The following is a 12,178-nucleotide window of genomic DNA, read 5'->3' on the forward strand; positions in this document are numbered from 1 at the left end:
TATCGACGTTAAGGTGCGGGATGGGGATCGCTCGGCTCGTCTGTCGGCTGCTATCCGCAGATATCATGTTGACGGTCCCTCCACCCTGGCTCCTACATACCGCGTAGGAGCCGGGAGGAACATACAAGCCCATGCTCGGCTGCTGTCTATCGGGAAAAGCAGCCGAGCATGGCTCGACGCTACCGAAAGCAACGCCGGCCCACGGCCGGCGCTACCGGGGTTGCGGTTACAGCGCCGGGTTCAACGTGTAGGTGCCGTGCAGTGCGGCTTCGGCCAGCACGTGGCCGTGCATGGCGCGGTACGCGTCGGCGGCGCTGAAACGCTGCGGCAGGTCCAGCGACGCCACGTCCAGCGCGAATACCCGGAAGAAATAGCGGTGCATGCGCTCGTCGTTGAACGGCGGATACGGGCCGTCATAGCCCAGGTAGTCACCGGCCATGTCCGGGTTGCCCGCAAACCAGCCGGTGAAGTCGTTCAGGCCCTGATGGCTGCCCGCCGGGCCGGCCGGGGTGGTCTTGCCCTTCACCACGAAGCCGTCGCTGCAGCTGCCAGCGGCGATCTCCTGCACCGTGGCCGGGATATCGGCCATCACCCAGTGCACGAAATCGCAGCGCGGCTGGTCGCGCGGCACGCTCATGTCGCTGCGGCCAACCGTCTCCGGCACGGTCGGTACGTCCGGGTCCACGCATACCAGCAGGAACGAACGGGTGCCGGCCGGCGCCCCGCTCCAGGCCAGGTGCGGGTTGCGGTCGGGCGCAAAACCATTGGCATCGCCGGCGGCGAACTCACGATCAATCGGTGCGCCATTGGTCAGGCTGTTACTGGTCAGCTGCATCAGGATCTCCTCACTCTTCCGGGTAACCCAGGCGCACCGCAACCGGGGTGAGCTGGGCGAAGGCGGCGCTCATCACGTCGCGGTAGTTGCGCCAGTGGCCGGGCGGGAAGCGCGGCGCGCCCAACTGCACCGCCGGCGGCATCGGCCGCTCGAACAGGCGGCCCAGCAGTTCGGCCATCGCCTGCGGATCGTTGCCGACCTGGTCGATGCGGAGCAGCACGTGGGGGTACAGGTCGTCCTCATGCAGCGTGGCAATCTGGTTCAGCGCGCGGGTCAGCCATTCACTGGCTTCGGCCAGCGAGGTCATCGCCAGCGGCGCGGCGGCACCGTAGGCCACCCAGTCCAGCAGCATGTCGCGCGGATCACGCAGCACCAGCACCAGTCGCCCCTGCGGCAGCTGCGGGCGCAACGCCCACAGCAGGGCGTTGTCCCACCACAGCAGCCAGTCGATGACGGTATCGCTCTGCAGGCCACGCGCCGGCAGCTGTTCGCGCCAACGCTGCACCAGCCGCTCCGGCGTCAGTACGCCCGAAGCGAGATCCTGCAGCGTGTTGTAGTTCTGGAACGCATCATCGGGCGGGTTGCTGGTGTAGCGGTCGCTGCGCAGCACCGGGCTGGCGGCCGCCAGGCCGGTCGCCACGCGCTCCACGCCCGAGCCCGGCGCGCCCCAGAGGAAGATCGGCGCGGAACTGGTGTTGCCGTCAATCTCACCCTTCTCCGGCCAGCTTGGCGGAGACTTGGCCTGCGGTGGCAGCGGCAGGCGTTGCGGGGCCTGGTCGGCCTGCAGCGACAGCCAGGTACGCAGGGCCTCCTGCGGCTGGCCGGCACGGTCCTGGATCTCGCCCATCCAGGTGCGCAGATCGGCGCGATGCGCTTCCGGCGCCTGCTCGACCAGCGCCTGCACGCGGGCCACCGCAGCAGGCGGATCACGCTGCAGCAACCCTTCAACCAGGCGGGTTTCGCCACTGACACGCCCCGGTTCAATGCTGACGATACGCTCGGCAATGGCTTCGGCCTGCTCGTGCTCGCCCACCATGTCGTGCAGGCGCAGGCGTGCTTCCAGCGCCGGCAGGTGGCCCGGCATGGCGTCCATCCAGCGTTCAACGGTCGCCGCGGCAGCGGGGCTGCCAACTTCTTCCACGGCCAGGCGCGCCAGCCACAGATCATGCAGCTGCGGGTGCTGCTCCAGGGCAGCGTCGAGGCGTGCACGCGCCTCGTCTTCGCGGCCAAGGCGCTGCCAGGACATCAGCAGCAGCTGCAGCAGCTGGCGGTCATCGGGGATCGCTTCCAGCAAGGGCAGCAGATGGTCCAGCGCCTGCAGCGGCTGGCCGTTGCGCAACGCCAGCTCACCGGCCAGGCGCCGCATCGCCGGCACGTCCAGCTCCGGCTGCCGCAGGGCCACCTCCATGGCTTCGGCCGCCGCCGGCACGTTGCCCTGGCGCAGCGCCAGCTGCACCACAAGGCCATGCAGCGAGCTGATGGCCGGGTTCAGTTCCAGCACGCGGCGGAACGCCTGCTCGGCGAATGCCAGCATGTCCTTGCCAAGGTAGGCAAAGCCCAGCGCATAGAGCACGCGGGTGTCATTCGGCTGGGCCTTGTTGGCTGCCGACAGCAGCACCAGCGCACGGTCCGGGTCATCGCGGCGCAGCGCGATCATGCCGTCGATGGTCAGCAGCTCGGGGTGGTCCGGCTCCACGCGCGAGGCCAGGGTGGACAGGCGTTGTGCCTCGTCGAAGTCATTGCGGCCAACCGCCAGGTGCGCCTGCATCAGGTAGGCGGCGAAGGAATTCGGGTCGAGGCCGGTGGTGCGCGCCAGTGCCTCGTCCGCGCCCTGGTACTGGCGCAGGGCAAGCAGCAGGCCAGCGTGCTGCAGGTGCAGCTGGGCATCATCGGGGGCCAGCTGCAATGCCTGCTGCAGGGCCTCCATGGCATCTTCGGCCTTGCCCTGCTGCTGCAGCGCAAGCGCCAGCCAGCGGTGGGCCCCGGCCTGGCCGGGTTCGTCACGGGTCCACGCCTGGGCCAGCTGCACGGCCTGGTCGGCCTGGTTCTGGCGCAACGCTTGGATGATCTGGTCTTGCATGGCGGTCCGGTTCGAGTGCAAACCCGCATTGTAGCGGTCCACGCGCCGGTGCCGGTTCAGCCCGCCAGCACCCGCTGCAGGCGCTGCGCCACCCACCGTTCGGAGAAGCCGTCGCCCCGCCAGTTTTCCAGGAAACCGCAGTGGCCTCCCCAGCAGGCGGTCTCCAGGCGCGCGTGGCGCGGCAGCTGCCAGTCGCTGAAGGTCGCATAGGGAATCACCGGGTCGTCCTGCGCCATCAGGATGTCGGCCGGCACCTGCAGGGCCGACAGGCGGTCACCGGCAATCGAGTAGCCATCGAAATAGGCCTGCAGCGAGCCAAAGCTGGTATGCCGTTCAACCAACCAGGCGGTCAGCGCACGGATATCCAGCTTCAACACGCGGTCGTCGCAGTCGCTCAGCTCGGGGAACAGATCGCGCTTGCGGCGCAGCGAGCCGGCCCATTTGCGTCGGAAGTACCAATCGTACATTGCCGGACCATTCTCGATGCTCTCCATGGTCAGCCCCGGGTCCAGCACCGGGCACACCGAGGCCACGCGCAGCAGCGGCACGCCGGCGGCCGGCGCGCGCAGGGCCAGGCGCAGCACGAAATTGCCGCCCAGTGAGTAGCCGGCCGCCACCAGCGGCAGCTGCGGCCAGCGCTGGGCGATGTCTCCTGCGGCATGCACCACTTCATCGATCAGGTTGGAGTGGAAGATGCCGGGGTTCAGGTGATGGGTGTTGCCGTGGTCGCGGAAGTTCAGGCGCACGACATCGAAACCCTGTTCGATCATGCGCGCGGCCGCCATGCGCATGTAGCTGGATTCGGCACTGCCCTCCCAGCCATGCAGCAGCAGGGCCATGCCCTTGGGTTCGCGGCCTTCGACATGGCTGTGCCAGCCCTGCAGGCGCACGCCATCGCCGCCGTCGAGGATCAGTTCTTCGCTGACCGCGCCGGTGGCCGCCAGCAGCAGCAGGCCGCGCTGCAGGCGCATGCGGCTGGAGCTGAGCATCGACTGCAGGTGCGGGTTGCGCAGCCAGCGCGGCGGCTGGTAGTCAGCCGCATGCAACGTCGGCGTACCGGCGTCCAGGACAGGTGGCGGAACCAGGGCCACCGTGCCCTCAACCGGTGCTCATGGCCGCCACGATGCGCGCGCGCGAGGTCTCCGCGATGCGCCGACGGCCTTCCAGGTCCTGTGCACCGATCGGTGCCAGGAAGTGCACTTCCGCACGCCGCGCCGGCTCACCGAGCAGGCGCAGGAAATTGGCGAAGAAGCTCTCGCCGGGGCCGAATGCCACGATGGTCTGTGCGTCACCCTTGAGCCCATAGACCAGCGCCACCGGCTGCACCGGAACGCCGGTTTCAACCGCGGCCTGGAAGATGCGGGCATGGAACGGCCCCACTTCGTGGCCACCGCGGGTGCGCCCTTCCGGGAACACGCCCACTGCCTTGCCGCCACGCAGGCGATCGGCCATCACCTGCATCACCCCGCCCAGCGACTCGGTGTTGCCACGCTGGTGGAAGATGGTCTGCCCGCGCGCAGCGAGCCAGCCGACCAGGGGCCAGCTGGCGATTTCGCGCTTGGCGACGAAGCCCATCATGCGCTGGCTGTGCAGGATGCAGATGTCCACCCAGCTGACATGGTTGGCCACGAACAGCACGGCACCGGGCAGCGGCGCGCCCATCTGCACCAGGCGGAAGCCGAAGATCCACATCAGGCCCCCCTGCCACCAGTTCACCACCTTCGCCCCGAGGGTATCCTCGCCCACGCGCAGCTCGCCCCACGGCGGAAGCATGCCGATCAGGATCAGCGGCAGGAACACGGTGATGTGGACCAACAGCAGCGGTACGCGGTACAGGTAACGGCACACACGCGCCACGCCGCCACGGGGGGCCGGAGTGGGGGAAGTCATCCGCGCACGATACCGGAGCGTCGCAGCAGCTGCCAGCCGATTTAGGCCATAACCGCCATTGACCGGGGCAATCGGTGGGGAACGCTGGGTTCTGCCGTCGTCAACACGCCCGACCGGGGGCTCAACCGTGGCCGGCCGCCACCACCGCCAGGGTCAGCCGCGAAATGCATACCAGGCGACCCTGCTCGTCCTCGATGCGGATCTCCCACAGCTGGGTGCTGCGGCCCACATGCAGTGCGCGGGCGGTGCCGGTGACAATCCCCGAGCGCACCGCCCGCACGTGGTTGGCATTGATCTCCAGGCCCACGCAGACCTGCTTTGCGGTATCCACGCACAGGTTGCCGGCGCTGCTGCCCAGCGTCTCGGCCAGCACCACCGAGGCCCCGCCGTGCAGGATGCCGTAGGGCTGGCGGGTGCGCTGGTCCACCGGCATGGTGGCCTGCAGCCAGTCTTCGCCCGCTGCGCTGAAGACGATGCCCAGGGATTCGATCGCCGTGTTGCGGCTGAGCGCATTGAGCTGCTCGAGGGAAACGGCTTCGCGGAACACCTGGGTCATGCGGTCACCTTCAGAGAATGGGAACGAGGCCGGCACCGAATGCGGTCAGCATGCGCACCAGCAGCCACTTCGGGCCGACGTTGACTTCGGGGAAGTCGCCGACGGCAACGTAGCAGCGATGGAACTCCGGGTCCTGCCGTGGCAGCGGCTGCGGGCAGTCCGGGCCGGGCTTGAACTCGTAGTCGGTGGCATAGCGCCATGGCCAGAAGTCGAGGATCGGCAGCGCTTCGGAGGCTTTGCCGACGCTGTAGTTCAACCCCGACAGCACCGGCGGCTTGGCCCGCGGCGCCACCGTCCAGGAGTTCTGCGGATGGGTATCGCGCAGGATGCTCTCGGCCAGCTGCTCGGCAAACACCGGATCATCGATGATCACCGCGCCTTCGGTGTTGTAGTTCTCGCTGCGCGGATCGAAGTTGTGGGTGCCGACCACGCCGATGCGGCGGTCGACCACCAGCGACTTGGCGTGCAGGCCCATGCGCGCGCCCTTGCGGGTGACCGGCAATGGCTTGTTGACCGCCTTGCTGCCCAGGAACGAGGGCCGCGTTTCGGTGCGCAGCAGGCGCGTTTCCACCTCGCTGCCGGCCGCGCGGCGGCGTTCGCGCGCGTTCTGGTAGGCACTGCCGGTACGCGGATGATTCACCACTGCCTGCCTGCGCGTTGTTGCCCGGTCCCCCTCGCTGCCCCCCCCGGCATTGCTGCCGGCGGCGCTGCCGCCGATCAGCGGGTTGCGGCCGCCGTCGTCGTCTGCCCCGGGGGCGGCGATCGGGTCGGGCAGCAGGTTGCGGTAATCAACCGGCGCATCCAGCGGGAACGGCTTGTATTCGAAGATGTTGAAGCCCAGTTCGCGCATGTTGCGCCGCTTGTACTTGTACGACAGCGCATACACGATGGGATTGTCGGTGGCCGCCAGGCTGTTGCTCGACACCACCACGCGCGGTGGCTGCGGGCGCTTGCGCAGCTCGCGGAACAGCTTCTGCGCGGGCTTGGACAGCACCAGGTACGGCGTCTGCAGGATCACTTCCTTCTGCGCACCGGCAATGAGCGCATCCAGCTGGGGCTCGGTCACGTGCTGGCCGGCCAGCGGGGCATCGGCCTTCTCGCGCCGGTGCTTGCGCGGCAGGTCGGCGACATAGCGCACCGAGGCCACCGGCAGCGCGGTATCCACGAAGGAACGGGTGACGAAGTCCATGTCATTGGCTTCGGCACTGACCCGCTGCACCCGTTCCGGGCGGCGGAACGTGGCGGGGGGCAGCGCCGGCACGCCCTCGCGCAGCAGGGTGCGGCCGACATCATTCAGGCGCTCGGCCGGCACGCTGCGCTGGGCACGCCAGAAGGCATCGAAGTTGGCCGCCATCGCACGCGCCTCGGGGCCGGCAATCAGCACGTCGCGGTCGCGGAAGTTGTACTCGCGGTCCCAGTCGTAGTAGTCGTCCTGGTAGTTGCGGCCTCCGACCACGCCGATTGCGTCGTCGATCACCAGCAGCTTGTTGTGCATGCGCTGGTTGAAGCGCCGGAAGCAGCACAGCACGCTGCCGGCATAGTCGAAGTAATTCAGCCGGGCCTTGCCGAACGTCGGGTTGTAGACCCGCAGCTGGAAGTTCTGGTGGGCGCCGGACAGCGCGCCGAGGATCTGCAGGTCGGAGATCGCCGAGAGCTGGTCGATCAGCACCCGCACCTTCACCCCGCGCCGCGATGCAGCCAGCAGTTCGTCGATGACCAGCCGGGCGCTGTCGTCCTTGTCGAAGATGTAGGTCTGCAGGTCGATGCTGCGGGTGGCGCTGCGCAACAGGTTCAGCCGCGCCACCAGGGCGCCTTCTCCCTCGTCCAGCAGGGTGGCGTAGTGGCGCGGCTGCTCCGGGGTGGATTCGGTGAACGCCCGGCCGGCCAGCGCCCGCAGCGGCGAGTCCTGTGCGCAGCGATCGGCGCGCTGGCAGTCGACCTGGGTCGAGCGCGCCTGCACGGCGATCGCTTCGGCGCGGTCGCGCTCGGTATTGGACAGCGATGCACAACCGCTGCCCAGCAACACGGTTGCCAGCGCCAGTACACGCAGCAGGAGGTTCACGGTTTCGGCGCCTCGCTCAGGCGCGCTCGCAATACGAAGGTCACACGATCACTCAAGGCAAGCTGCCAGCTGTCCATTCCATACCGGCCTCGCTGCACGGTACCGCGGCTGACGACGTCGCAATCATAGCCGGGTCGGGCGCACTCCGCCTTCTCCACCCTCAGCTTCTCGGGATGGCTGACCCCGCGCAGGGTCAGCCGGCCGTTGATGTCACCCCCCTCTTCCACGGTCTCCGGCCAGTACGGCAGCGAGTCGAACTCGACCACCGGGTGGCGGCCCGCGTCGAAGAATTCCTCGCCGCGCATCCAGCCGGTATAGCGCGCCTTGCCGGGGATCTCGACCGAGCGCGTGAACATCTTGAGGTGCACCTGGTGGCGGCCATCGGAGAGGATCTCGATGCGGCCCTCGAAGTGCGGGAACACGCCTTCGATGCGCTGGCCGAAGCGGGTGCGCACCTCGAAACCGATCTGCGAGCGTTGGGTGTCCAGGCGCAGGACCCGATGCGCTTCGGCGACCACCGGCGGCAGGGGCGTTGGCGTTGGCGGAGGAGGCGCGGCAGGCCAGGCCGCGCCGGAAGCCAGCAGCACGGGCAGCAGAAAGCGGCTGCGCCGCGCCAGGCTCATTGGATCACGGCCACCAGAACGCGTTCAGGCTGGCCACGCCCGGCTCGATCGAAGCCTCGCGCGGGAAGCCGAGCACGGCAATGCCGGCCGGCGGCATGCCGCGGTAGTCGCTGCTGGTGCCGTCGGTCATCAGGGCCACCAGCTGCTCCAGGCCCGGGTTGTGGCCCACGATCAGCACCCGGTCCAGGTCGCGACGCTCGTCCACCAGCGCCGCCAGGGTGCCCGGGGTGGCTTCGTAGATCCGGTCTTCCAGGCGCTTCTCGACATAGCCGATGGCCGTCATCACCGCTTCCAGGGTCTCACGGGTACGTCGCGCCGGCGAGCACAGTACGCAGTCCGGCAGCAGGTTGTTCTCCTTCAGCCACTTGCCGGCGGCTTCGGCTTCGGCCAGCCCCACCGGCGACAACGGCCGGTCGAGGTCGGCCTGGCCGGGGGTCGCCGGCTCGGCATGGGCATGGCGCAGCAGGATCAATTCACGCATCGCGGGTTTCCATGAAGAAGAGGATGCAGCAGGAAGGGTGATGCAGGCATCAAAGCTTCAGCCAGGACAGCAGCGGCTCCCAATCGGCCTGGTGCTCGCGCACCTGGGCCGAGCGGTAGTCGAACAGGCTGCGGCCAAGGCCGGTCATGACCACATAGCTCTGGCTGTCGCGCAGCTGCGCGACCACCGGGTACGGCCATTCACCCAGCATCTGCAGCGCCTGCTGCGAGGTCTGGGTCCAGGGCTTGGTACGGTTGAGCACCAGACCCACTGGCAGCTTGCGGCTGTGCACGCGCGGGTTCTGGGCCAGGCTGTTGAGGAAACCGACGATGGCTTCGATATCCAGCGCCGAGGGCAGCACCGGCACCACCACCGCGTCGGCAGCGTCGAGGAAATGGGGAATATCGTCGGCCAGGGCGCCGGCCGGCGCATCGATGATGACGGTGTCGGTACCGTCGGGCAGCTTCTGCGCCCACTGCTTCTTCCGATATACGTCGATCGGCAGCACCGCACTTTCCAGCCCGGCACGGCGTTGTGCCCAGCGGGTGCTGGAGCCCTGCGGGTCGGCATCGGCAATCACCGTGGCCTTGCCCTGCAATGCCGCGTACGCGGCCAGGTGGGTGGCGACGGTGGTCTTGCCCACCCCGCCCTTGGAACCGGCCACCAGGATCGTCTTCATGCCAGCCTCGCTTCCGGGTACGTTCCCCGAGCGTACACCGGCGATGGTGACGGGAGGTAGCGTCGTGCTGAACCAGCGGCCATCGCCTTTGCTATCGTGGCGCTCCCGAAGGATCGAACCGGCATGAGCGAACTGCAGGACCTGAGCGCGTTGATCCGCGCCAATACCCCACTGATCGTGATCGAGACCCAGGACGAGGGTCGCATCGTCGAGCTGTTCCGGCAGACGCTGATGCACGTATGGCGGGCGCTGCACCGCTGGTCGATCACCGAGGGCCTGCGCCGCATCGACCTGGACAGTGAAGACCCGCCGGTCGGGCCACCCGATGCCAGCGCGGCCCTGCAGATGATCCGCCAGGCCGACCAGCGCGGGGTCTACCTGCTGCTCGATTTCCACCCGTACCTGGGCTATGCCAGCCATCAGCGCGCCCTGCGCGACCTGATCCAGCGCCGCCACAGCGAGCCGCATGTGCTGGTGTTGATCGGTGCCAAGGTGGAGCTGCCGGCCGAGCTGGAAGCGTTGGCGGTGCGCTTCAACCCGCGCCTGCCTGATGCCAACGCCCTGTTGAAGATGCTGCGCGAAGAGGCCGACGCCTATGCGCGCGAGCACGGCGGCCGCCGGGTCGAAGTCGACAGCGAGGCGGTGAAGAAGATCCTGAAGAACCTGCAGGGCCTGAGCCTGGTCGATGCCCGGCGCATCGCGCGCCAGCTGATCTACGCCGATGGCGCGCTGCGCGACGACGACCTGCCGCAGCTGGCACGGCTGAAGTTCGAGCTGCTCAACCGCAGCGGCCACCTGTTCTTCGAGCATGACAGCGCGCGCTTCGGCGATGTGGCCGGCGCCAACCGGCTCAAGCGCTGGATCAGCCAGCGGCGCGTGGCCTTCATCGCCGGCTCGGCGCCGGCCGGGCTGGACCCGCCGCGCGGCATGTTGCTGCTGGGCGTGCAGGGCTGCGGCAAGTCGATGCTGGCCAAGGCCACCGCCGCCGGCTTCGGCGTGCCATTGCTGCGGCTGGACGTGGGCGCGCTGTACAACAAGTACCACGGCGAGACCGAGGCCAACCTGCGCCAGGCACTGGCCTCGGCCGAGCAGCTGGCACCCTGCGTGCTGTGGATGGACGAGATCGAGAAGGGCCTGGCCAGTGGTGGCGAGGACGGTGGCGTATCACGCCGTGTACTCGGCTACCTGCTGACCTGGATGGCCGAGCGCAAGGCGCCGGTGTTCATCGTCGCCACCGCCAACCAGGTGCACGAGCTGCCGGCCGAGCTGCTGCGCAAGGGCCGCTTCGACGAGATCTTCTTCGTTGACCTGCCTTCGCCTGACGTGCGCGTGGAACTGCTGCGGCTGCACCTGGGCCGGCGCCAGCTCAATGGCGACGACTTCGCGCTGCCGGCGCTGGCGGCCGCGGCCAATGGTTTCTCCGGCGCGGAGATCGAGCAGGCGATCGTGGCCGGGCTGTATGCAGCGCACGCCGAAGGCCGGCCGCTGGACACCGAGCTGCTGATGAACGAGATCCGCGCCACGCGGCCGCTGTCGGTGCTGATGGCCGAGCAGGTGGAGGCATTGCGGGCGTGGGCGTCGGGACGGACGGTTTCCGCGGACGATTGAGGTTTCCCGCGAACGGCGCAGCCCCTCGTGGGCGGCTGGTTGACCGTGAACATCAAAAGCCGCGCTTGGCCGGGCGGGATGGATTCGCGGGGGACGCCGTCAACCCGTCCCTGGGGGCTTGGCCGCGGCATCCATGCCGCGGACACCCCCGCGAACCCACCCCGCCCGGCCTCTGACAATTTCCGAGTGCGTCCGCCACGGAAAAGAAAAAAGAAAAGCAGAAGCAAAAGCAAAAGCCGGTTGGTTGGCCGCCTTCTGTAGAGCCGAGCCCACGCTCGGCTGCTCTTCGATCAGATATCGAATAGTCGATTCCGATACAGATTCATCCACGCATGGCGTGGATCCACCGTGTCGACCAAGGTCGACACCTACCCACAGCTGCGAAAATCTGTCGAAGGCGGGGCACTGTGGGTTTGCGGGGTGTGAGCCGCATGGATGCGGCGACCAAGCCCCGGGGGTCACTTCATGGATGGGTTTACGGCGTCCCCGCAAACCCACAGTGCCCCGCCATCCCACCGGAAGACCGCTGTTGCTTTGGCTTTGGCTTTGGCTGTTGCCTCTGCGGGTGCCGGGTGCAACCCGGCGCAACCTCCTCCCTCAGGGCCAGGCAGGCGGTGCGGCCGCCCAGGCCTGCTGCACTTCGGCCAGCGACGCACGCTCATCCTCGCGCCACTGCGGCAGCAGCTGCGCATAGTTGGCCGTGGTATTCCACTGCGTCGGCTCGGTGCGTACCGCAGCCGCATACCACTGCACCGCCTCCTGCTTCTGCCCCATCCGCCACAATGCCAGCGCATAGGTCGGCGGCACCCAGCTCGGCTTGGTACGCGCATTGGCGGCCGAGGCCAGCCACTGTTCCAGCGCCGCCTCTGGCTTGCCCTGGCGCAGCAGGTCCCAGCCGTAGTTCCAGCGCACGCTGCGGCCACTGCTGCTCTGTGCCGGGGCCTCTTTCATCGCCTCGGCATACAACTGCTCGGCCAGCTCGCCACGGCCCTGCGCACCGGCCACCGAGGCCAGTTGTACCGTGGCCTCGACCGCACGGCGGCCGCGTTCACGCAGCTTGACCAGCTGGGCGACCAGATCATCGCCCCCGCCCTGCACCGCCACCATCGGCGTGGCCGCCGGGTCATTGTCGAAGTAGAACTCCTGTGGTGCCGGCATGGCCGGCGCGGCCCACGCCGTGGCCGCTCCCGAGGCCAGCAGCACGCTGGCCAGGATCTTTCCTGGAACTGACATCCCTTCTCCCCAGGCCGCGACTGCAGCCTCCCTCTCTCTCTCCCCGATCCTAACCCCAGCACCGCCACGGGCGCGAGTGCCGGGGCCTGCGCGGCCCCGCTGCTACAATTCGCGCCTTTCCCGCTGCGTGC

The 12,178-nt window shown here is 68.4% G+C and carries 11 protein-coding genes; 1 reads left to right on the plus strand and 10 read right to left on the minus strand.

The window, feature by feature from the left end:
* Positions 1-226: 226 nt before the first annotated feature.
* The 9 genes from AC5P65_RS19375 to AC5P65_RS19415 form a co-directional block, all read right to left on the minus strand.
* Complete coding sequence (locus AC5P65_RS19375; RefSeq protein ID WP_111097738.1) at positions 227-835, minus strand: YbhB/YbcL family Raf kinase inhibitor-like protein; 609 nt, start codon at positions 833-835, stop codon at positions 227-229.
* Positions 836-845: 10 nt separating this feature from the next.
* Complete coding sequence (locus AC5P65_RS19380) at positions 846-2,915, minus strand: tetratricopeptide repeat protein (RefSeq protein WP_495215798.1); 2,070 nt, start codon at positions 2,913-2,915, stop codon at positions 846-848.
* Between the two features lie 56 nt (positions 2,916-2,971).
* Positions 2,972-3,961 carry a YheT family hydrolase gene (locus AC5P65_RS19385; RefSeq protein ID WP_026347255.1) on the minus strand — a complete coding sequence of 330 codons (990 nt, stop codon included), beginning with the start codon at positions 3,959-3,961 and terminating at the stop codon, positions 2,972-2,974.
* 52 nt (positions 3,962-4,013) lie between these two features.
* Positions 4,014-4,805, minus strand: a complete 792-nt coding sequence (locus AC5P65_RS19390; protein ID WP_019661944.1) for a lysophospholipid acyltransferase family protein — start codon at positions 4,803-4,805, stop codon at positions 4,014-4,016.
* A 121-nt stretch (positions 4,806-4,926) separates the two neighbouring features.
* A complete protein-coding gene (locus AC5P65_RS19395) occupies positions 4,927-5,361 on the minus strand; it encodes a hotdog fold thioesterase (RefSeq protein WP_021204081.1) in 435 nt (144 codons plus the stop codon).
* Between the two features lie 10 nt (positions 5,362-5,371).
* Positions 5,372-7,423: a phospholipase D family protein gene (locus AC5P65_RS19400; RefSeq protein ID WP_021204082.1), complete on the minus strand. Its 2,052-nt coding sequence runs from the start codon at positions 7,421-7,423 to the stop codon at positions 5,372-5,374.
* On the minus strand, positions 7,420-8,046 hold the full coding sequence (locus AC5P65_RS19405; protein WP_019661947.1) for a YceI family protein: 627 nt from the start codon (positions 8,044-8,046) through the stop codon (positions 7,420-7,422). Before AC5P65_RS19405 ends, AC5P65_RS19400 begins: the two co-directional genes overlap by 4 nt.
* Positions 8,047-8,050: 4 nt before the next feature.
* Positions 8,051-8,527 carry a SixA phosphatase family protein gene (locus AC5P65_RS19410; protein ID WP_019661948.1) on the minus strand — a complete coding sequence of 159 codons (477 nt, stop codon included), beginning with the start codon at positions 8,525-8,527 and terminating at the stop codon, positions 8,051-8,053.
* 49 nt (positions 8,528-8,576) lie between these two features.
* A complete protein-coding gene (locus AC5P65_RS19415) occupies positions 8,577-9,206 on the minus strand; it encodes a nucleotide-binding protein (protein ID WP_010487235.1) in 630 nt (209 codons plus the stop codon).
* A 123-nt stretch (positions 9,207-9,329) separates the two neighbouring features.
* On the opposite strand from AC5P65_RS19415, the gene AC5P65_RS19420 reads away from it, so the two are divergent.
* Positions 9,330-10,814 carry an AAA family ATPase gene (locus tag AC5P65_RS19420; RefSeq protein WP_021204083.1) on the plus strand — a complete coding sequence of 495 codons (1,485 nt, stop codon included), beginning with the start codon at positions 9,330-9,332 and terminating at the stop codon, positions 10,812-10,814.
* Positions 10,815-11,411: 597 nt separating this feature from the next.
* Here AC5P65_RS19420 and AC5P65_RS19425 read toward each other — a convergent pair.
* Positions 11,412-12,047: a tetratricopeptide repeat protein gene (locus AC5P65_RS19425; RefSeq protein WP_019661950.1), complete on the minus strand. Its 636-nt coding sequence runs from the start codon at positions 12,045-12,047 to the stop codon at positions 11,412-11,414.
* Between the last annotated feature and the right edge of the window lie 131 nt (positions 12,048-12,178).

The organism is Stenotrophomonas sp. YJH_SMC_48-3, assembly GCF_059369375.1.